Annotated in this window: 4 protein-coding genes; all 4 read left to right on the forward strand. The window is 70.9% G+C overall.

Annotated features, from left to right (window positions below):
- The first annotated feature begins 3 nt into the window (after positions 1-3).
- The 4 genes from I6I07_RS23195 to I6I07_RS23210 are packed head-to-tail and all read left to right on the forward strand — an operon-like array spanning position 4 to position 23,294.
- The gene (locus tag I6I07_RS23195) at positions 4-4,431 is read left to right on the forward strand and encodes a condensation domain-containing protein (RefSeq protein WP_198483887.1); all 4,428 of its coding nucleotides are present in this window, start codon (positions 4-6) and stop codon (positions 4,429-4,431) included.
- Positions 4,432-4,435: 4 nt separating this feature from the next.
- Positions 4,436-7,576 (forward strand): amino acid adenylation domain-containing protein, encoded by a 3,141-nt coding sequence (locus I6I07_RS23200; RefSeq protein ID WP_198483888.1) that lies wholly within the window; start codon positions 4,436-4,438, stop codon positions 7,574-7,576.
- Positions 7,573-15,438 carry a non-ribosomal peptide synthetase gene (locus tag I6I07_RS23205; protein ID WP_198483889.1) on the forward strand — a complete coding sequence of 2,622 codons (7,866 nt, stop codon included), beginning with the start codon at positions 7,573-7,575 and terminating at the stop codon, positions 15,436-15,438. The genes I6I07_RS23200 and I6I07_RS23205 overlap by 4 nt, the downstream gene beginning before the upstream one ends.
- Positions 15,438-23,294, forward strand: a complete 7,857-nt coding sequence (locus I6I07_RS23210) for a non-ribosomal peptide synthetase (RefSeq protein WP_198483890.1) — start codon at positions 15,438-15,440, stop codon at positions 23,292-23,294. The genes I6I07_RS23205 and I6I07_RS23210 overlap by 1 nt, the downstream gene beginning before the upstream one ends.
- Position 23,295: the final 1 nt, after the last annotated feature.

A 23,295-nucleotide genomic window follows, 5' to 3' on the forward strand; every position in this document is an offset into this window, starting at 1 on the left:
GTCATGAACGATATCGTTTCCTTCACCTCGCGGGCCGGCAGCATCGCCGAGCGCCTGCGTGAAAGCGTGGCGCTCGCGCCCGATCAGGCCGCCCTGACGGTGTTCGACGCCGCCGGTGAGCGCGCCTATACGCATCGGACGCTGGATCAGCGGGTGCGCGCCCTGGCGGCGCGCCTGCAGCAGGAATTCGCGGCCGGCACCCGCATGCTGCTGCTGCTCGACAATGACGAGCATTACGTGGTGGCGTTCTTTGCCTGCATGTATGCGGGCATGACGTCGGTGCCGGCCTTTCCGCCCGAATCGGCGCGCGACCAGCATCTGGGACGCCTGCACGCGATGGCGCGCGACTGCGAGGCCGGCGCCGTGCTGACCACGGCCGCGGTGGCGCAATGGCTGTCGCGCGAGGCCGGCGTGTTCTCGCAGGCGCGCATCCTGGCGGCGGACGAACTGGACCTGGCCTGGGCGGAACAATGGCAGGCCTTCACGCCGGATCCGGCCTCGGTGGCGTTCCTGCAGTACACCTCCGGTTCGACCTCGTCGCCCAAGGGCGTCATGGTCACGCACGCGAACCTGATGGCCAACGAGCACGCCATCCATGGCGCCATGGCCACCGATCGGACCGACCGGTTCGTCTCCTGGTTGCCGCTGTATCACGACATGGGCCTGATCGGCGGCCTGTTGCAGCCATTCCATATCGGCTGCGAAGTGATCCTGACCTCGCCCAAGTATTTCCTGGAACGTCCGTTGCGCTGGCTGCAGGCCGTGTCGCGGTTCCGCGCCACGGTCAGCGGCGGCCCCGACTTCGCCTTCCGGTTGTGCCTGGAGCGGATCCGGCCCGAACAGCTCGAGGGACTGGACCTGTCGGGTTGGCGGGTCGCGTTCTCGGGCGCCGAACCGGTGCAGCCGGAGACGCTGGCGGCGTTCGCGCGGTTGTGCGCGCCGGCGGGGTTTGCCGCCGAGGCGCTCTATCCCTGCTACGGCCTGGCCGAGGTCACCTTGTTCGTGACCGGCACGTCGCCGGGGCGGGGCGGGCGGGTGCGCCATTTTGACGAGATGGCGCTGGCGCGCGCGGCGGTGCGGCCGCAGGAAGCCGGCCTGGCGCTGGTGTCCTGCGGGCGGCCCCAGCCGGGTAACCGGCTGATGATCGCCGACACCGTGACCGGCGAGCCGGTGGCGCCCGGCGTGCTGGGCGAGATCTGGACCTCGGGACCGAGCGTGGCCGCCGGCTATTGGAACAATCCGCAGGCCACCCGCGAGGCGTTCGTCGACCGGGATGGCGAGCGCTGGCTGCGTAGCGGCGATCTGGGGTTCATGCACGAGGATGAGCTGTATGTGCATGGGCGCCTCAAGGACCTGATCATCGTGCGCGGACAGAATATCTATCCGCAGGATGTCGAACGCGTGGTGGAGGCCGAAGTGGCGGCCGTACGCAAAGGACGGATCGCGGCGTTCCGGGTGGACGGGCCGCAAGGCGAAGGCATCGGGCTGGCCGTGGAAGTGGGGCGCCTGCAGCGCAAGCGCCATGCCGCGGCCGAGATCGTGCGGGCGCTGCATCGGGCGGTGGGCATGGCGACCGGTGAGTCGCTGGCCGTGGCCGTGCTGCTGGAACCCGGCGCGTTGCCCAAGACTTCCAGTGGCAAGCTGCAGCGCGCGGCGACGCGCAAGGGCTGGCAGGACGGCAGCCTGTCGGCTTATGCGCTATGGCGGCACGGCGCGTTCGAATTCGGCGGCGAGTCCGCGGCGCTGGCGGAGCCTCCCCGCGAAGGCGCCGAAACGATACTGGCCTCGCTGTGGGCCGAGGTGCTGGCCGGTCCGGTATCGGACCGGCGGGCGAATTTCTTCGAAATGGGCGGAAATTCCCTGGACGCGGCGCAATTGCTGACCCGCATCCGCGCACGCCTGGGCGTGTCGTTGCCGTTGCGCGCCCTGTTCACCCATGCCGAACTGGCGGATTGCGCTGCCCTGATCGAGACGCAGGCGGATGCCACTGCTTCGGTCGGACTGGACGATGGCCCGCGCGCCGACCTGGCGGCGCCTGACGGCGCAGCGGCCCTCGCGTCGTTGTCCCTGGCGCAGCAGCGCCTGTGGCTGGTCGACCGCCTGGCGCCGGCCGCGCGGCGTTCGGCCTACAACCTGAGCGCGGCTTATCGCCTGGAGGGCGAACTCGACATCGCACGGCTCGAACGCGCGCTGGCGATCGTGGTGTCGCGTCATGACAGTCTGCGTGCCGCGTTCGTCGAGGACGAGCAGGGCAATCCCCGCGTGCGGGTGCGCGCCGACGCGGCCGTGTCCTTGCCGCTGATCGAGGTGGCGCAGGCCGAGGTGCCGGCCAGCCTCGAACGGCTGGCGGCCGCGCCGTTCGACCTGGCGCAAGGGGCGCCGCTGCGCGCGGCCTTGCTGCGGGTCGGGCCGCGCGACCACGTGCTTGCCCTGGTGGTCCATCACATCGTGTTCGACGGCTGGTCGCAAGGGGTGATGTTGCGGGAACTGGCGGCGGCGTATGCCGGGTTGGCGCTGCCATCCCTGCCGCTGCAATACGGCCATTACGCCGCCTGGACGCACGCCCGCGCCGCGACGCCGGCGTTCCGCAAAAGCACGGACTACTGGCGCGAGCGCCTGGCCGGCGCGCCGGCACTCAGCACTTTGCCGGCCGACCCGCAGGTGGCGGCGGGCGCGGATGCCACGGCGGGCTGCCAGCGGGTGGCGATCGAGCCACGCCTGGCGCGGCGCCTGCAAGACCTGGCCCGGCGCCAGGGCGCCACGCTTTTCCAGGTGCTGCTGGCGGCGTTCACGCTGGTGCTGGCCCGCCATGCCAACCAGCGTGACCTGGTGGTGGGCACCGATCTGGCCGGGCGCGATCACGCCGACCTGGAGCCGTTGATCGGCTTCTTCGTCAACGTGCTGCCGATCCGGCTCCATGTTCCCGAGGCGGGTTCTTTCACGGACTGGCTGGCGCGGGTTCGGGACACCCTGCTGGCGGATCACGAACACCGCGAAGTGCCATTCGACCGCATCGTCGAGGCGGCGGGCGTACCGCGCGAGCGCGGCCGCAATCCGCTGGCGCAGGTGCTGTTCGTCATGCAGAACACGCCCGCTTGGCCGTTGGCGCTGCCGCAATTGCAGGTGACCACGCTGCCGGCGCCGTTGCCCGAAGCCAAATTCGACCTCGCGGTATTCGTCCACGAGCGCGAGGACGCCTTCGAGGTCGAGTGGATCCATGCCCGCGCCCGCTATCAGCAGGCCACGGTGGCCGCCGTTGCCGAAGAATGGACATCCCTGTTGCGCCAGCTTGGCCGGCAAGCCGACCTGGCACTCTCTTTTCGCCCTGAACCCCTTTCCAAGGAGGCCGGCATGTCGATGACCCCAGCTCCTGCGGCCAACAAGCAGGAAAAACTGAAGAAATTCGCCGCTCGCGCGCCGCTGGCGGGCGCGCCGGCGCCGCGCCCACTGGTGCGCACCTCGTTCCTGTCCAGCGAGCGGCAGTTCCCGCTGGTGGTCCAGGCGCTGGATCCGACGCTGGATGCGGTGGCCTGGGCGTCTGCCCAGCGCGACCAGATCGAGGCGTGGATCGCCCAGCATGGGGGCATCCTGTTCCGCGACTTCGCGATCGCCTCGCCCCAGCAATTCGAGGCCTTTGCCGAATCGGTCGAACCGACGCTGTTCGGTGGCTACGGCGACCTGCCGAAGAAGGAGGGCGGACGCAACACCTATCGGTCGACGCCGTATCCGGAAAAGCAGATGATCCTGTACCACAACGAGAGCGCCCACCTCGACAGCTGGCCTCGCAAGCAATTGTTCTACTGCGAATTGCCGTCCCGGGTCGGCGGCGCCACGCCCATCGTGGACTGCCGCGAAATGCTGCGGCGCCTGCCGGCCGATCTGGTCGCCGAATTCGAGCGCAAGGAACTGCTTTACGTACGCACCTTCACCGAACGCTTCGACGTGAGCTGGCAATCGTTCTTCAAGACCGACGCGCGGGCGGACGTCCAGGCGCGCCTGGATGAACGGGGCGTGGCCTACCGTTGGCTGGACGACGACACGCTGCAGACCCGCACGCGCTGCCCGGCGGTCATCACGCATCCCGTGACGGGCGAGCGGGTGTTCTTCAACCAGGTGCAACTGCATCATCTCCATTGTCTCGAGCCGGAGGTGCGGGAGCACATCATGGAGACGATCGGCCTGGAGCGGGCGCCGCGCCACGTCACCTTTGGCGACGGTTCGCCCATTCCGGATGCCGCCATGGACCTGATCGGCGCCGCCTACGAGGCTTGCGCGGTCCGTTTCGACTGGCGCCGGGGCGACGTCGTCATGCTGGACAACATGCTGGCCGCGCACGCGCGGGATCCCTACGAGGAACCGCGCAAGGTCGTCGTCGCGATGGGGGCCATGTTCGATCGCGCGGACCTGGCGCCGCGCGCCGCGGGGGAGTGAGCGGATGCAACCGAATCCCGTACTGCGGTCGGACAGCGCCCTGGCGCTGAGCATGGAACAGCGCGCGCACGAAGGCGCGGCGCAACCGGTGACATTGTTGGTTCGCCTGCCGGCGGGCTGGGACGAGCCGGCGTTACGCCGCGCGCACGCCACGGTCCTGGACCGGCTGCCGGCCGCGCGGCTGGTGTTCGGCGAGGTGGCGGGCTTTCACGGCCTGCGGCAGGCGAGCGGCGCCGCGCCGGAAGGTTCCTGGCGCACATACGAGGCGGATATGGCCGATCCGGACGCGCGTCCGCAAGCCTACGCAGCCTGGCAAGCCGACCTGGCGCTGGCGCTGCGTTCCGGTCGCCACGCCGGCCTGCATGCGGCCTGGTTCGATGCCCCCGAGGGAGGCTGGCTCGCGCTGGGGGCATCGCCGCTGGTGGCCGATGGCGGCTCGCTGCATGCCCTGGCCGAATCGCTGCTGGGCACGGCCCGCGGTCTCGCCACCGGGGACGACGAACCGTTCGACTACCTCAACTACGTGCTTTGGCGACAGGACATCGAGGCCGATGACGCCGCGCCGGCCCAGGCCTACTGGGCCGCCCATGCCACGGCAACGGCTGTCGTGCCGCGCCTGGCGTTGCGGCGCGACGAGGCTGTCGCGGACGAGGAATCCCCGGCCATTCAGGTTGCGCTGGATGAAGCGCTGGCGCGGGCCGTGGATGCGGTCGCGGCGCGGCTGGCGCGCTCGCACGAAGAAGTGCTGCATGCCGCATGGTTGGCATTGCTCGGACGTCTGCAAGGGGATGGGCCGCTGGTATCGGGTTGGCAGCACGATTGCCGGGATGACTACGAGATGCTGGCGGGCGCGGTCGGAGCGTACGAGAAACGCCTGCCGCTGCATCTGTCCTGGAGCGGCGAACAGTCCTTCGAGGACTGGACACGGGCATTGGCGGATCTGCGGACGACGCATCGCGAAGTCCAGGAGCACTGGCACGGTTGCGGCCAGGCGGCGCACACGGCGTTCGGCTTTGCCAGCCGTCGTGCCGGCACAGGTTTTGAAGGGGTTACGGTGGCCGACGCGCCGCTGCCGACGGCATTCGAGCTGGGCTTGAGCGCCATTGGCGATGCCGCGGGACGGCCGGTTCAACTGTGGCTGAACGCTTGGCCCGGGGCGTACGAGGCCGCCGCGCTGCGGACACTGGCTGCCCACTATCGTGATGTCCTGACCGCCTTGGGCGCGGATCCGCGATTGCCGCTGGCGCGGGTATTGGAACCGGCCGAGCCTGCGTGCCTCCAAGGGCCGGCGCTCGATGTCGGCGCAAATTCGCTCTATGAACGCATTGCGCAATGGGCGCGCGATACCCCGCAGGCGCCGGCCGTGGTCGATGTCGAGCAAGGTATCACCCTGGATTACGCAACCTTGTTCGAGCGGGTGGAATCGTTGGCGGGCGCACTGCAGGCGCGCGGCGTGCGGCCGGGGACGGTCGTGGCCTTGCACCTGCCGCGCAGTGCCACGCTGGTGGCGGCGATGCTGGCGGCATGGCGTTGCGGCGCGGCCTATCTTCCCCTGGATCCGGCCTGGCCGGCGGCCCGCACCGAGACCATCCTGCGTGACGCGAACGCCGCGGCCGTGGTGGCGCCGGCTGCCGGAACCTTGCGGTATCCCGTGCCGGCGGTGACGCCCGAGACGGACGCCACGCAGGCGCAAGCGGCCGCGTTCGACCCGGAGTCGGCGCGGGGCGGCCACGCCTACATCTTGTACACGTCGGGGTCGACGGGGACGCCCAAAGGCGTGCCCGTCGGCCAGCGCCAGCTGCTCAATTACGTGGTGGCGGCGAGCCAGGCCATGGCGCTGGGGCGGTGGCGCCGCTGGGCCATGACGGCTACCATCGCCGCCGACCTCGGCAACACGGCGGTGTACGCCGCGTTGCTGCATGGCGCCGCGCTGGTGATCGCGCCGGAGCCGGCCCTGCACGACGCCAAGGCCTATGCCCGGTTCGTCCGGCAGCAGGGCATCGATGCCGTGAAAATGGTGCCTTCGCACCTGGCCGCATTGCTGGAGGACGAGGCGAGCGCCGTGCCGGCGTGCGTCGTGCTCGGTGGCGAGGCCACTTCGGGCGCGTTGTTGCGGCGCATCCTCGCCTTGGCGCCGGCGTGCGAAATCCATAACCACTATGGCCCGACAGAGACCACGGTGGGGGTACTGGTGCACCGTGTCGCCGGCCCGGACGATACCCGGGGCGGCATCGTGCCGCTGAGCCAGCCGCTGGCCAATTGCCGCGTCTACCTGCTCGATGGCGAGGGCCGGCCGGCGCCGGTCGGGGCGCTGGGTGAACTGCATGTGGGCGGGGCCCAGGTCGTGGAGGGCTATCTCGGCCAGCCGGAACACCGCGCTTTCGTGGCCGATCCGCGGGTGCCGGGCCAACGCTGCTACCGCACGGGCGATCTGGCCTATTTGCTGCCCGGGGGCCGCTTGCGGCTGGCGGGGCGCGTCGATCACCAGTTGAAAGTGCGCGGATTCCGGGTCGAGCCCGCGGAGATCGAGGCGGCGTTGCTGGCGCAGCCCGGCGTCCTGCAGGCGGTGGTGCTTGCCCACGACGTCGCGCAGTCGGTGCAACTGGTCGCTTTCGTCGCGGCGCGGGTCGAACCGGCCGAGCTCGAGGCGCGACGCGAATCCCTGCTGCGGGCGTTGGCCGAGGCGCTGCCCGAGCCCATGGTGCCGGCCCGCATCGTTTTCCTGCCGGTGCTGCCTCGACTGGCCAACGGCAAGATCGACCGGCTGGCGCTGGCGCCGCAACTGGATCAGGCGGCCGAACCGCTCGACCTGCCGCGCGACGCGCTGGAGGCCGTCATCGCCGACAGCGTGGCGACCCTGCTGCAGCGCGACCGCATCGGCGTGCATGACGATTTCTTTGAACTGGGCGGGCATTCGCTGCTGGTCATCAAGCTGGTGACGCGCCTGCGCAAGCAATTGCGCGAGGAGGTGGAGCCGGGCCTGGTGTTCGATCATCCGACCGTGGCCCGGTTGGCCGCCGCGCTGCGCGCCCAGGCCGCCGATGCCGCCGCGCTGGATGAAGTGGCGGCGGCGCGTATGCAACTGGCGGCCCTGGCGCCGCAGGAACGGGCGGCCCTGGTCGCCACTCTCTCGGAGTCCGCATGAGTTCTGTCAATCCGTCCCTCCTGAAAGCGCTGCTCGACGAGGATCAGGACGATGCGCCTGCGGACCTGGACGTGCCCGCGTATCCGGACGACCTGGACGCGCCGTTGTCGTTCATGCAGGAACAGTTGTGGTTCCTGGGCCGGCTGGACCCGACGTCGACCGCCTACCACCTGCCGCGGGCCGTGCGATTGAAGGGCCCGCTGGATGTCGCCGCGTTGCGCGAGGCGTTCGCGGCCCTGGTCGCGCGCCACGACATCCTGCGCACGACCTTCCATGACGACGACGGGCAGCCGCGCCAGCGCGTGCTGCCGGCCGGGCGCTTCGCGCTGCCGTTGCATGACCTGGGACCGCTCACCCCCGCGCTGCGGGAAGCCGCCGTGCGCGAAATGTGCGAGCGCCTGGCCGGACATGCCTTCCAGCTGGATCGCGAACCCGCGCTGGTCGCGTCGGTGGCGCGGCTGGGGCCGCGCGAGCACGTGCTGGCCTGGTGCATGCACCACATCGTCTCCGACGCCTGGTCCAATCCCATCTTCATGCGCGACCTGGCGGACGCGTACCAGCAAGCGACGCAGGGCCAGCCCCCGGCGCTGCCGCCGTTGCGCCGCCAGTATCGTGATTTTGCCGCCTGGCAACGGGGCCAGGCCGAGGCCGGACGCTACGCGGCCAGGCTCGATCATTGGGATGCCCATCTTGGCGACGACCTGGTCGACCTGGACCTGCCGACCGATCACGCCCGTCCCGCCGTGCTGGAGACGCGCGGCGCGACGCACTATTTCGAGGTGCCGGCCGGGCTGGCGGGCGAGATCAAGGCGCTGTGCGCGCAATTGCGCTGCACGCCTTTCGTGGCGCTGTTCGCGGCATGGCAGATCCTGCTGGCGCGCCTGAGCGGCCAGCGCGGTTTCGCCGTGGGCGTGCCCAGCGGCAATCGCACGCGGGCCGAATTGCAGGATGCGATCGGCTTTTTCGTCACCACGCAGGTGTTTCGCGTCGACGTGGCGGCGGATCAGACCTTGCGGCAGGTGTGCGAGCGCGTGCGCGCGGATGCGCGGGCCGCCCTGGCGCATGCCGATCTTCCCCTGGATCTGTTGATGGCGCGGCGCGGCGTGGCGCGCGATCCCGCGCGTACGCCGCTCTATCAAACCCTGTTTGGCCTCCAGGTTGGCAGCATCGGCCCCGGCCTGTCGCTGCCTGGCCTGGAAGTGGCGCGCGAGCCCATGCCGGAGGGCGGCGCGAAGATGGAGTGGTCGCTGGACATGCTGTGGGATGAGGCGAAGCAGGGGCCGGTGCTGCATGGACGTCTCGAGTTCAACACCGCGTTGTATTCGGCCGACACGGCGGGTCGCATGGCCGAACGTTACCTGCGGGTGCTGCGCTGCCTGGCCAGCACGCCGGACACCCGCGTCGGCGCGCTCGATCTGGTGGCGCCGGACGAGCATGCCCGGCTCCAGGCCTGGAGCCAGGGCCCGCTGGGCGCCGCTTTCGACGAGCCGGTGCATGCGTGGATCGCCCGTCAGGCCGCGGCCACGCCCGCGGCCGTGGCGGTGGTCAGCGGCGCGGACAGCCTGACCTACGCGGAATTGATGGCGCGGGCCGACGATTGGGCCGCGGCGTTGCAGGCGTGCGAGGCCGGGCCGGACGCGCCGGTGGCCATCGCCATGGAACGCTCGCTGGAAATGGTGGTCGGGATCCTGGCCGTGCTGCGCGCCGGGGCGGCCTACGTGCCGCTGGATCTCGACTATCCGGCCGAGCGCCTGGGCTACACCCTGCGCAGCAGTGGCGCCCGCATCCTGCTGGTGGCGGGAGGCCTGCCCGAGGTATTGCGCCAGGCGGCGCCCGAACAGGTGCTGGACCTGCGCCAAGCTCCGCCCGCCGGCGGCGACTGGACGCCGGTTCCCATGCATGGGGAGCATATCGCCTACATCATCTATACCTCGGGATCGACCGGCAGACCCAAGGGGGTGGCGAATCGGCACGCCGGGCTGGCGAACCGCCTGCGCTGGATGCAGGACGCCTACGGCCTGGAGCCGGGCGATGTGGTGCTGCAGAAGACGCCATTCGGCTTCGACGTGTCGGTCTGGGAATTCCTGTGGCCGCTCATGGTCGGCGCGCGCCTGGTCATGGCCGCGCCGGGCGACCACCGTGATCCGGAGAAGCTGGCGGATCTGATCGTGCGCCATGGCGTGACCACGCTGCACTTCGTGCCGTCGATGCTGCAGGCGTTCCTGGCCTGCGGCGAGGCGGCGCGCTGCGCGTCGCCGCGGCGCATCCTGTGCAGCGGCGAAGCCTTGCCCGCCGACGTGCGTGATGCCGCGCTGGAAGCCTGGCCCGGCGCGGGCCTGTACAACCTGTATGGGCCGACCGAGGCCGCGATCGACGTGACCGCGACGGCTTGCGCCCGGGAGGACGGCGGCCGCGTTCCGATCGGCGCACCCATCCAGGCCACCCAGGCCTGGGTCCTGGATGCGGACCTGAACCTGACGCCGCCAGGCGCGGCGGGCGAACTGTATCTGGGCGGCGTGCAGCTGGCGCGCGGCTATGTGGGCGCGGCCGGTCTCACGGCGGACCGCTTCGTCGCGGACCCACGGGGCGACGGGGCGCGGCTGTACCGCACCGGCGACCTGGCCGCGTGGCGCGATGATGGCATGCTGCTGTACCTGGGGCGCACCGATCACCAGATCAAGATTCGCGGCTTCCGTGTCGAACTCGGCGAGATCGAGGCGCGTCTGGCCGCCCGGCCTGAAGTGGGCGCCGCCGTGGTGGTGGCCCAGTCCACGCCCCAGGGGGCAAGACTGGTGGCGTATGTGAGCGGCTCGGACGAGGCCGCCGGCGCGCCGGACGCGGCGGTATTGCGCGCCGCGCTGGGCATGGCGCTGCCGGACTACATGGTCCCGGCCGCGATCGTGGTGCTGCCGGCGCTGCCTCTGAGCGACAACGGCAAGATCGACCGCAAGGCCTTGCCCGCCGTGAACTTTGCGCAGGCGGGAGGGCAGGCGGCGCCCGAGGGCGCGATGGAGGTCATGCTCGCCGGCATCTGGCAGGAAGTGCTGGGCGTGGAGCGCGTGGGCCGCGACGACAACTTCTTCGAGCTTGGCGGCGATTCGATCCTGACGCTCAAGATCGTGGCCGCCGTGCGCAAGCAGGGCTGGCGCGTCTCGCCGCGCGATGTCATGGAGCGGCAGACGATCGCGGCGCTGGCCCGCGCGGCAAGCCCGCTGCGGGAAGCGACGGGCGCGCAGGCGCCGGCGCAGGGCGAGGCGCCTTTCACGCCGGCCCAGCGCGGCTTTTTCCAGCTCGATCCGGCGTCGCGCGATCATTGGAACCAGTCCGTCGTGTTGCGGCCGGAAGGCGCCGTCGATGCCGCGCGGCTGGAACGCGCGATGAATGCGGTGCTGGCGGCGCACGACGCGTTCCGCCTGCGCTTCGAGGCCTCGGGTGAGGGCTGGCGGCAACGGTACGAAGCGGCCCCTGTCGCGCCGAGGTTGGTCCGCACCGCGCTGCGTCCGGACGAAGACCGCGAGGCGCGGCTGGCCGCGCTGTCGCGGTCGATGCAGGGCGGCCTGGACCTGGCGCGTGGCCCGGTGGTGGCGGCAACCTGGCTGGACGAGGGCGAGGCGGGCGCCGGCACCCTGCTGTGGGTGGCGCATCACCTGGTGGTGGACGGCGTGTCGTGGCGGGTGCTGGTCGACGATCTGCAGCGCGCCTACCAGGATCCCGAGGCCGCGCTGCCCCAAGGGCCTTCCCTGAAGGCATGGGGCCAGGCGTTGCGCATCTACGGCGAACGTCCCGAAACCTTGGCGCAGCTCGACCATTGGAAGCAGGCCTGCGGCCAGGAGCCCGCGCGCTTGCCGCTGCGCCGTCCCGACGGCGCCAACCGTGTCAGCGATCAGCGCAGCGTGGTGCTGAGCCTGCCGGCCGCGCGGGCGCAGGCCTTGTTCGCCGCCGCCGCGCGCAGCTTGCGCGCCCAGGCGCACGAGGTGCTGTTGAGCGCGGTCGCGCATGCGCTGGGACAATGGATGGGCCAGGACAGCGTGCGGATCGAACTGGAAGGACACGGACGCGAGGAAGGCGCGACCCACCTGGCCGCCGACCGCATCGTGGGCTGGCTCACGGCGCTGTATCCGGCGTGCCTGCCGGCCGGCGCGGCCGATCCGGGCGAGGCGCTGGCGCAGGTCAAGGTCGCGCTGCGCGGCATACCGGACAAGGGCCTGGGGTACGGCGTGCTGCGCCATCTGGCGCCAGAGGGCGCGGTATTGGCGGATCTGCCGTACCCGGCGATCACCTTCAATTACCTCGGCCGGGTCGACATGGCCGGTAGCGGCTGGCGCTGGACCGGTGAAAGCGCCGGCGCGGACCGCGCCGGTGACGGCTGGCGCCGCAACCTCATCGACATCGGCGTATCCCTGCGGGAAGACGAGCTGCGCTTCGTCTGGACATACAGCGCGGCAATGCTGGACGAGGCCGATGTGCGCGCGCCGGCCCAGGCGTGCCTGGACCGCCTGCTTGCCCTGGCGCAAGCCCTCGACCGGCCTGGGGCCGGCCGGATGGCGCCGGAGGATTTCCCGCTGGCCGCCGTGACGCAGGCGCAGCTGGACAGGCTCGCCGTGCGCGCGGATGACGTCCAGGACATCTATCCGCCCACGCCGTTGCAGGAAGGGCTGCTGCTGCATACCCTCATGACCCCGGGATCCGGCATGTACCTGATGCAGGATCGCTACCGCTACGGCGAACGGGTGGATCCGCCGGCGGTGGCGAACGCCTGGCAGGCCGTGGCGCGCCGCCACGAAGCCCTGCGCGCCGGCTTTGCCTGGCACAGCGGCGAGCGACCGGTGCAGGTGATCCTGCGCGAGATCGAGGTGCCGGTATTGGTGCACGATTGGCGCGCGCTGCCACAGGCCGCGGGGCTGGCAAGCCTGGAGCGGTTGCTGGCCGAGGAACGCGACAGCGGCTTCGACATGGCGCGCGCCCCCTTGTGGCGGATTCACCTGGCCCGCACCGCCGAGGCCGACCTGATGATCGTGAGCTATCACCACATCCTGATGGACGCGTGGTGCCGCTCGCTGTTGCTGGCGGATTTCTTCGCCGCCTGCGAAGCCCAGGCACGGGGCGTCGAACCGCCCCGGGCGGCCAGCGTGCCGTTCCGCGACTACATCGCCTGGCTCGGGCGTCAGGACCTGGCGGTGTCGCGCCAGTACTGGCGCGACACCCTGCGCGGTTTCAACGACATCACGCCACTGCCGCTCTCGATGCGTGCCGAGGTCCGCGCCGATGCCGCGCGGGCGGCGGATGCGGTGCTGGCGCTGACGCCCGCCCAGACCGCCGCGCTGCAACAGATGGCGCAGCGCCATCAGCTGACGATGAATACGTGCGCGCAGGGGGCCTGGGCCTTGTGGCTGGCGCGTTGCGCGGGTGTGGACGAGGTCGTGTTCGGCGTCACCGTGGCCGGCCGCCCGACCGAGCTGGATGGCATCCAGCAGACCATCGGCCTGTTCATCAACACCCTGCCGCTGCGAGTGGCGGTGCCTTGCGCCACCGGCGCCAGCCGGTTGGGCGTGGCGCAGTGGCTGCGCCAGGTGCAGGATCGCAACGCCGGGCTGCGCGAGCACGAGCAGGTCTCGCTGGCCGAGATCCAGGCCGATGCGGACGTCCCGCGTGGCTCGTCGCTGTTCGAAACGCTGTTCGTGTTCGAGAATGCGCCCGTCGAGGAGGCGTTGTTGGCGCAGGCGGCGCGGATCGGCGCGCGTGCCGACGGCGCCCGCACGCACACCAATTATCCGTTGACCGTGGTGGTCAAGCCGGGCGATGCGCTGGTGCTGCAGATCACCTACGATCCGGCCCGTTTCGAGGCCTCGGAGGTGCAGGCCGTCCTGACCGGCCTGCGGCACGTGCTGATGCAGTTTGCCAGCCAGCCCGACGCCGCGCTCGACGGGATCGAACTGCTCGATCCCGAGCAGGGACGCCTGGCGCTGGCGGCGGGAGCCGGCCCCACGCCGGATTATCCGTTGGACGCGGGCTATGCCGTGCTGTTCGAAACGCAGGCGCGCCGGCATGCCGATCGCATCGCCGCGCGCGACGCGATCGGCGAGATCCGCTATGCGGCCCTGGACCGGCTGGCGAACCGGCACGCGCATGCGTTGGCGCTGGCCGGCGTGCGCCGTGACGACGTGGTGGTCGTGCTGGCCGAGCGTGGCATTGCCATGCTTGCCGGCGTGCTGGGCGTTTTCAAGGTCAATGCGGCCTATCTGGCCCTCGACCCGTCGCAGCCGCCACAGCGCATTGCCCAGATCTTCGCCCTGAGCCGGGCGCGGGCGCTGGTGGTGGATCCGGTCGCCGCGCGCCAGCATGCGTCCTTGATCGACACGCTGCGCGGCACGGTGCCGGTGCTGGCATTGGCCGACGTGCCCGAGGCCGGCGCGGATCGTGGCCCGGCCGAGCCGGCCCGCCCGGGCCAGGCGGCCTACGTGATCTTCACTTCGGGGTCGACCGGCACGCCCAAGGGTGTCGTCGTGACCAGCGCGGGAATGCTCAACAACCAGTTGAGCAAAGTCCCGGCGCTGGCCCTGGGAACGGACGACGTGATCGGACAGACCGCGTCGCAGAGTTTCGACATCTCGGTGTGGCAATTGCTCGCGGGCCTGCTGTGCGGCGCGTGCGTGGACATCGTGCCGGACGCGGTCGCGCGCGATCCGCAGGCGCTGATACGCCATGCCAATGCGCGCGGCATCACGGTGCTGGAGTGCGTGCCGGCGCTGATCCAGGGCATGTTGATGGGCCAGGCCGAGGACATGCCGCGGCTGCGCTGGATGCTGCCGACCGGCGAAGCCAGCCCGGCCGCGTTGGCCCGGACCTGGTTCGAGCGCTATCCGGGCGTGCCATTGATCAACGCGTACGGCCCCGCGGAGTGCGCAGACGACGTGGCCCTGCACCGGCTCGATACGGCGCCGACGGATGCGGGCGCGGCGTTGCCCATCGGGCGGGCCACCGACCACACCCGCCTGTATGTGCTGGACGCGAATCTGGCGCCCACGCCGGCCGGCGTGATCGGCGAGCTGTGCGTGGCCGGCGTCGGCGTGGGCCGCGGCTACCTGGCCCAACCGGGACTGAGCGCCGATCGCTTCGTGGCGGACCCCTGGGCCCTGACGCCCGGCGCGCGCATGTACCGGACAGGCGATCTGGCGCGCTGGCGCTCGGATGGCGTCCTGGAATACGCGGGGCGCCGCGACCATCAGGTCAAGGTGCATGGTTTTCGCATCGAGCTGACCGAGATCGACGCCGTGCTCGCTCGCCAGCCGGGCATCAGGCAGGCGATCACCACGGTGCGCGACGACGGCCAGGGCCGGCGGCTGGTGGCCTACGTGGTGCCCGTCGATCCGGCGGCAGCCATGGAAGGCGGCCGCCAGGACTGGTGGCAGCCGGCACGCGAGGGGCTGGCGGCGGCGTTGCCCGCGTACATGGTGCCGACCGTCTGGATGACGCTCGACCGCCTGCCGCAGACGCCCAACGGCAAGATCGACCGCAAGGGCCTGCCGGCGCCCGATCCGCTGCGGACCGGACGCGAGCACGTGGCGCCCGAGGGGTCGTTGCAGCAGCAGCTGGCGCGGATCTGGGGCGACGTGCTGGGCGTGGCGCAGGTGGGCCGCCATGACAGCTTCTTCGAGCTGGGAGGGCATTCGTTGCTGGTGATGCGCGTCGTCGCCAGGATCCAGGTCGATCTGGGCCTGGAGGTGCCGCTGGTGGCGCTATTCGAATCGCCGACGCTGGCAGCCTTTGCCGAGGCCGTGGACCGTGCCGGCGCGCGGGCACAGTCGCAGGACCGGGCGCTTCAGGACATTGGCGCCTTTATCGATACGCTGGAGACACACTGATGGACGACACGCTGGCCAGGCAGATCGCCGCCAAATTTGCCACGTTGGCCGCGCCGCAGCGCCGTGCCGTGTATGAAAAGATGCGCGAGCAGGGCCTGGATCCCGGCGCGCTGCCGATCCTGCCGCGCGACCGGCCGGCCGTCATGTCCCACGCCCAGGAGCGCCTGTGGTTCCTCTGGCGCCTGGCGCCGGAGGACGCCTCGTACCATCTGCCCGGGGTGTTGCGACTGCGCGGCGACCTGGATCCCGACGGCGTCCGGGCGGCCTTTGACCGGCTGTTGGAATCGCATGAGTCGCTGCGGACGCACTTCGACATGGACGAGCTGGGGATGGGCCGGCCGGTGGTTCAGGCGCAGGCCCGGGTGGCGCTCGTCCAGTCGGACCTGCGCGGCCTCGGCGCGAATGCGGAGCAGGGCGCGAAGGAACTGGCCGCGCAGTGGATCGCCGAGCCGTTCGACCTGTTGGCCGGGCCGCTGTTCCGGGTCGGACTGATCCGGATCGGCCCCCAGGATCATCTATTGGTCACCGCCATGCATCACATCGTGTCGGATGGCTGGTCCATGGGCGTGTTGATCGAGGAATTCGTGCAGTCCTATGCGGATTGGCGCAGCGGCAAGCCGGGCGCGGTTGCCGCCGGGCGACTGCGCTATGCCGACTATGCGCACTGGCAGCGCGATCTGCTGGAGGCCGGAGAGCGCGAGCGGCAGGCAGGCTACTGGCGGTCGGCGCTCGACGCGGACCAGGCGCCGTTGGTGCTGCCGGGCGACGCCCGCAAGCGGACGGGCGCGCCGTATGCGGCCGACGCGGTGACGCGTCGGCTCCCCGCCACGCTTGCCGGCGCGCTGCGCGGCCTGGCGCCCGGCGGCTCCCTGTTCGTGACGCTGCTGGCGGCATTCCAGGCATTGCTGGCGCGCTACGCGGGCCAACATGACCTCAGTGTCGGCGTGCCCGTCGCGGGGCGTGGCCGGCCCGGGCTGCAAGACGTGGTCGGCCTGTTCGTGAACACGCAGGTCATGCGCGCCCGGCTGGCGCCCGCGACCTCGTGGCGCGACCTGCTGGAACAGGTCCGGCGGGCCTGGCTCGAGGGGCAGGCCCACCAGGAGTTGCCGTTCGATCAATTGGTCGACGCGCTGCGACCGACCCGGGTGGCGGGCGAAACGCCGTTGTTCCAGGTGCTGTTCAATCATCAATCGCTGCCCGCGCGGCATGACTGGCGCGTGGCGGACCTGGTGTGTCAGCCCGTCGCGATGGCGGCGCCCATGTTGCCTTTCGAGCTGCAGTGCGACAGCGTCGAGTACGACGATGGCAACGTGCAGTTCACGCTACGCTACGCCCGCGACGTGCTGCCGCGCGCGCTGGTCGAACGGATGGCAGACGCCTACGAGACCCTGCTGCGCGAGCTGGCGCGGGCGCCGGACGCGGCCGTGCTGGCGGTGCCGTTGATCGACGCCGAGGCCGGGCCGCGGCAAAAGGCTTGGGAGCGTGGCGCGGCCTTGCCGGTTGTGGAGGGGTCGGACGACCCGATGCCGGTGCGCATCGCGGCGCAGGCGCGGCGCACGCCGGACCGGGTGGGGCTGCGGGTGGGCGAGACTGCCTTGAGCTATGCCGAGCTGGACGGCCGCGCCAACGCGCTGGCCTGGCAACTGCGGCAGGCCGGGGCGGGGCCGGAGCAGGTGGTGGGCATCCTGGCCGAGCGCTCGGTGGAGATGGTGCTGGCCCTGCTGGCGGTGCTCAAGGCGGGCGCGGCCTACGTGCCGCTGGACCCGGACTATCCGGACGATCGATTGGCCTACATGATGGCCGACAGCGGCCTGGGGCTGCTGCTGGCACAGCCGGCGCTGGCCGCTCGCGCCGTCACGCTGGCGCCGTCGGCGCGGGTGCTGGCGCTGGACGAGGCCTTGATAGCCGGGCGTGCAGAGGCGCCGCCCGAGGTGGCGTGGCACCCGGAACAACTGGCCTACGTGATCTACACGTCGGGCTCGACCGGTCGGCCCAAGGGCGCGGCCAACCGCCATTCGGCGCTGGGCAACCGACTGGCATGGATGCAGCAGGCGTATGACCTGCAGGCCAGCGACACGGTGTTGCAGAAGACGCCGTTCAGCTTCGACGTATCGGTGTGGGAGTTCTTCTGGCCGCTGGCGCAGGGCGCGCAGTTGGTGCTGGCGGGGCCCGGCGAGCACCGGGAACCGGAACGGCTGGTGCAACTGATCGAGGCGCACGAGGTGAGCACGCTGCACTTCGTGCCGTCGATGCTGCACGCATTCCTGAGCCATCTGGAGACGCAACCCACGCCGCGCTGCGCCAGCCTGAAGCGCATCGTGTGCAGCGGCGAGGCGTTGAGTCCGGAACTGTTGCAGCGGGCGCTGCGGTGCCTGCCGCAGGCCTCGGTAGAGAACCTGTACGGCCCGACGGAAGCGGCCATCGACGTGACGGCTTGGCATGGCGTATTGGATGAAGAGGGCCAGGCACCGGCCATTGTTCCGATCGGTCGTCCTATCGCCGGCGTACAGACGAAGGTGCTGGACGGGCAACTGAACCCGGTACCGGTCGGCGTTGCCGGCGAACTGTACCTGGGCGGCGCCGGGCTGGGTCGAGGTTACCTGGGCCGGCCAGGCATGACGGCCGACCGCTTCGTGGCCGATCCGGACGGCGGCGGTGCACGTTTGTACCGCACGGGCGACCTGGCGCGCTGGCGCGAGGATGGCGAACTGGAATACCTGGGCCGGCTGGACCACCAGGTCAAGATCCGCGGCCTGCGCATCGAGCTGGGCGAGATCGAGTCGGCGCTGCTGGCGCAGGATGGCGTGGAGCAGGCCGCGGTGCTGGCGCAGGACGGCCCCGCGGGTGCGCGGCTGGTGGCCTACGTGGTGCCGGCCTCGGCGCCGGTCACCGCCTTGCGCGAGGCGCTGGCAGCACGCTTGCCGGATTACATGGTGCCAGCAGCCTTCGTGACGCTGGATGCGCTGCCGGTCAACGCCAACGGCAAGCTGGACCGCCGCGCACTGCCGCAGGCGAGCTTCACCGCACAGCAAGCCTACGAGGCGCCGCAAGGCGAGGTCGAGGCGGCGCTGGCGGCGATCTGGTCGCAGGTGCTGGGCGCCGAGACCGTGGGCCGCCACGACAATTTCTTCGAACTGGGCGGCGACTCGATCCTGAGCCTGCAGATCGTGGCGCGGCTGCGCCAGGCGGGTTGGCGCATCACGCCGCGCCAGGTGTTCGAGCGCCAGACGGTGGCGCAACTGGCGGCGGTGGCCGAGGCGGCGCGGACTGACGCGACGCCGCAAGGGCCGGCCCGCGGCGAGGTGGCGCTGCTGCCGATCCAGGCGCAGTTCCTGGCGCAACCGCTGGCCACGCACGATCACTGGAACCAGGCGGTGCTGCTGCACAGCGACGCGCCGGTCGATGGCGATGCGCTGGCCCGGGCGTTGGCCGCGCTGGTGGCGCACCATGACGCGTTGCGGCTGCGATTCAGCCGCGAGGGCGACGGTTGGCGCCAGCGCTATACAGATGTGGACCAAGGCGATGGCGAGGGGCTGCTGTGGCGGCGGCCGGCCGCCGACCGCGCGCAGATCGAAGCGATCTGCGACAGCGCGCAACGCAGTCTGTCCATCGGCGAGGGCCCGCTGCTGCGTGGCGTGCTGATCGAGGTGGCCGATGGCTCCTGGCGCGTGCTGCTGGCGATCCACCATTTGGCGGTGGACGGGGTGTCGTGGCGCATCCTGCTGGAAGATCTGCGCACGGCCTATGGCCAACTGCTCGCCGGTGAGCCGCTCCGCCTGCCGGCGCGTACCAGCAGCTACGGCGACTGGTCGGGCCACCTGTGGCAGGCGCATCGCCCGAACGCGGCAGAGTCGGCCTACTGGCGTTCGTTGCCGGCCGGCGACGCGCTGCCGGTGGATTATCCGCAAGGCGCCAACCGGGTGGGCGACCTTCGCCAGGCCGTGTTGGCGCTGGACGAAGCCACGACCCAGGCGCTGCTGCGCCAGGCGCCCGCGGCGTATCGCACGCAGGTCAACGATCTGCTGCTGGCGGGCCTGGTGCGGGCGCTGCGGCGCTGGGGCGGCATGACGCAGGTCCGGATCGACCTGGAAGGCCACGGCCGCGAGACCGGTGACACGGCGCTGGATCTGTCGCGCACGGTGGGTTGGTTCACCAGCGTGTATCCGGTGGCGCTGACCGCCGAGGACGACGACGCGGCGTTGATTACGGGGATCAAGGAATATCTGCGCGCCGTGCCGGGACGGGGACTGGGCCACGGCCTGCTCGATGCCCAGGGGGTGGCGCGATCTTCGATCCTGTTCAACTATCTGGGCCAGTTCGAGGAGACGGCCGCGGGGCAAGGCTGGCGCATCGCGGCCGAAGGCGTGGGCGCGGGCCAGCTGGAGACGGCGCCGGCCTCGCATGCATTGACGATCAACGGCCAGGTGTACGCAGGCACGCTGCGCCTGACGCTGGGCTACAGCGGCGAACGCCACGACGCGGCGCGCATGCAGGCGCTGGCTGACGCCTATGCGCAGGCGCTGCGCGAGCTGGTGGCGCACTGCGCCAGCGGCGCGCAGGGCGTGACGCCGTCGGACTTCCCGCTGGCCGGGCTGGACCAGGCCGCGCTGGCGGCGCTGCCGATCGACGCGCCGGTCTCGCAATGGGAGGATCTCTACCCGGTCACGCCGATGCAGGCGGGCATGCTGTTCCACAGCGCCTGGGCGCAGAGCGAAGGCGAGGCGGGCGAGCCGGCCTACGTGAACCAGCTGTGCGTGGACGTGCAGGGGCTGGACGAGGCGCGCTTCGAGGCGGCCTGGGCGGCGGCGCTGGCGCGCCACGAGGTACTGCGCACGGGCTTCGTGCAAGGCGCCGGCGCGCCGCTGCAATGGGTGGCGCGCGAGGTGGCCGTACCGTTCGAGCGGTGCGAACGGCTGGGCGCGGACGCGGCGCAACTGCAGGCGCTGGCGCGCCAGGCGCGGCGCGGTGGCTTCGACCTGTCGCGGCCGCCGCTGATGCGGCTGCTGCTGGTGCGCACGGGCGCGGACCGGCACCACTTCATCTGGACGCACCACCACCTGCTGCTCGATGGCTGGAGCGTGTCGCAGTTGCTGGGAGAGGTGCTGCGGGCCTACGAAGGGCAGGCAGTGACGCGCGGCACCGGCCGCTACCGGGATTACCTGGCCTGGCTGGGCCAGCGCGATGGCGCCGCGATGCAGGCGTACTGGCAAGGCGTGACCCGGATGCTGGACGAACCCACGCTGCTGGCGCCGGTTCTGCCGCATGGCGCGCAGGACGGCTCCGACTCCTTGTCGCCGCCACTCGATGCCAGCGTGACGCTGGACGAAACGCAAACCCGGCGCCTGACCGAGGCCGCGCGGCGTCATCGCATCACATTGAACACGTTGCTGCAGGCGGCCTGGTCGCGCGTACTGGCGCAGACCACCGGCCATGACACCGTGGCTTTCGGCGTGACCACGTCGGGGCGTCCGGACAGCCTGGCCGATGCCGGACGCATTCTCGGCCTGTTCATCAATACGGTGGCATTGGTCGTCCCGAGCGCCGCGGATCAGGAACTGGGTGAATGGCTGCGGGCCATCCAGGCGCAGAACCTGGCGTCGCGCGAAGCGGAGCATGTGCCGCTGGCCGATGTGCAACGCTGGGCCGGCCACAATGGCCGGGCGCTGTTCGATACGCTGCTGGTGTTCGAGAACTATCCCGTGGACGCGGTGTTGCGGGGTACCGGCGGCAGTGTGCGATTCGGTGAACTGACCACCGAAGAAGACACCAACTTTGCATTGACCGTGCTGGCGTCGGGTGATCGCTGCCTGAGCCTGCGCCTGCGCCGCGATCCGGCCCGGGTGCCGGCGGCCGCGATGCGGGCCTTGGCGCAACGGTTGCTGGCGCAGTTGATGGGGATCGCGACGCACGACGGCGCCGTCGGCGCGCTGGCGACGCCCATCGCCGCCGAAGACAGCGAGCGCCTGGCGCATTGGGAGCGGGCCGTGGCCTTGCCGGCGGCGGACGGTTCGGACGACCCGATGCCGGTGCGCATCGCGGCGCAGGCGCGGCGTACGCCGGGCCGGGTGGCGCTGCGGGTGGGCGAGACTGCCCTGAGCTATGCCGAGCTGGACGGCCGCGCCAACGCGCTGGCCTGGCAACTGCGGCAGGCCGGGGCGGGGCCGGAGCAGGTGGTGGGCATCCTGGCCGAGCGCTCGGTGGAGATGGTGCTGGCCCTGCTGGCGGTGCTCAAGGCAGGCGCGGCCTACGTGCCGCTGGACCCGAACTATCCGGACGATCGGTTGGCCTACATGATGGCCGACAGCGGCCTGGGGCTGCTGCTGGCGCAGCCGGCGCTGGCCGCTCGCGCCGCCACGCTGGCGCCGACGGCGCGCGTGCTGGCGCTAGACGAGGCCCTGGTCGCCGGCTCGGCCGAGGCGCCGCCGGAGGTGGCGTGGCACCCGGAACAACTGGCCTACGTGATCTACACGTCGGGCTCGACCGGTCGGCCCAAGGGCGCGGCCAATCGGCATTCGGCCCTGGGCAATCGGCTGGCGTGGATGCAGCAGGCGTATGACCTGCAGGCCAGCGACACAGTGCTGCAGAAGACCCCGTTCAGCTTCGACGTATCGGTGTGGGAGTTCTTCTGGCCGCTGGCGCAGGGCGCGCAGTTGGTGCTGGCCGGGCCGGGCGAGCACCGCGAGCCTGAGCGGCTGGTGCAACTGATCGAGGCGTACGAGGTGAGTACGCTGCACTTCGTGCCGTCGATGCTGCATGCCTTCCTGAGTCATCTGGAGACGCAACCCGCGCCGCGCTGCGCCAGCCTGAAGCGCATCGTGTGCAGCGGCGAGGCGTTGAGCCCGGAACTGTTGCAGCGGGCGCTGCGGCGCCTGCCACAGGCCTCGGTAGAGAACCTGTACGGCCCGACGGAAGCGGCCATCGACGTGACGGCTTGGCACGGCGTACTGGATGAAGATGGCCAGGCACCGGCCATTGTTCCAATTGGTCGTCCTATCGCCGGCGTACAGACTCGGGTGCTGGATGGAAACCTGAACCCGGTACCGGTCGGTGTGGCCGGCGAACTGTACCTGGGCGGCGCCGGACTGGGTCGAGGTTACCTGGGCCGGCCCGGTCTGACGGCCGACCGCTTCGTGGCCGATCCGGACGGTGGCGGTGCACGTTTGTACCGCACGGGCGACCTGGCGCGCTGGCGCGAAGATGGCGAACTGGAATACCTGGGCCGGCTGGACCACCAGGTCAAGATCCGCGGCCTGCGCATCGAGCTGGGCGAGATCGAGTCGGCGTTGCTGGCGCAGGATGGCGTGGAGCAGGCCGCGGTGCTGGCGCAGGACGGCCCCGCGGGTGCGCGGCTGGTGGCCTACGTGGTGCCGGCCTCGGTGCCGGTCACCGCCTTGCGCGAGGCGCTGGCAGCACGCTTGCCGGATTACATGGTGCCAGCAGCCTTCGTGACGCTGGATGCGCTGCCGGTCAACGCCAACGGCAAGCTGGACCGCCGCGCACTGCCGCAGGCGAGCTTCACCGCACAGCAAGCCTACGAGGCGCCGCAAGGCGAGGTCGAAACCGCGCTGGCGGCGATCTGGTCGCAGGTGCTGGGCGCCGAGACCGTGGGCCGCCACGACAATTTCTTCGAACTGGGCGGCGACTCGATCGCCGTGATGACGGCCACCGCCATGTTGCGGCAGCGCCATGGCGTGGAATTGTCGCTGCGGGCGGTGTTCGACACCCCGACACTCGCGGCCATCGCGGCCCAACCTGAACTCGCGCGGCTGTGCAATGGCGCCGGCGCGACTGGGCAAGACGAGCGACAGGCGGAACTTGCCGCCATCGACTCGCTGTTGAACGAATTGGAGATTTGAG

The organism is Achromobacter deleyi (assembly GCF_016127315.1).
Taxonomy (GTDB): domain Bacteria; phylum Pseudomonadota; class Gammaproteobacteria; order Burkholderiales; family Burkholderiaceae_B; genus Achromobacter; species Achromobacter insuavis_A.

What these genes read in the sequence shown, in the direction of transcription:
- I6I07_RS23195 (WP_198483887.1), top strand. Translation starts at nt 4, where the DNA reads ATGAACGATATCGTTTCCTTCACCTCGCGGGCCGGCAGCATCGCCGAG.
- I6I07_RS23205 (WP_198483889.1), top strand. Translation starts at nt 7,573, where the DNA reads ATGAGTTCTGTCAATCCGTCCCTCCTGAAAGCGCTGCTCGACGAGGAT.
- I6I07_RS23210 (WP_198483890.1), top strand. Translation starts at nt 15,438, where the DNA reads ATGGACGACACGCTGGCCAGGCAGATCGCCGCCAAATTTGCCACGTTG.
- I6I07_RS23200 (WP_198483888.1), top strand. Translation starts at nt 4,436, where the DNA reads ATGCAACCGAATCCCGTACTGCGGTCGGACAGCGCCCTGGCGCTGAGC.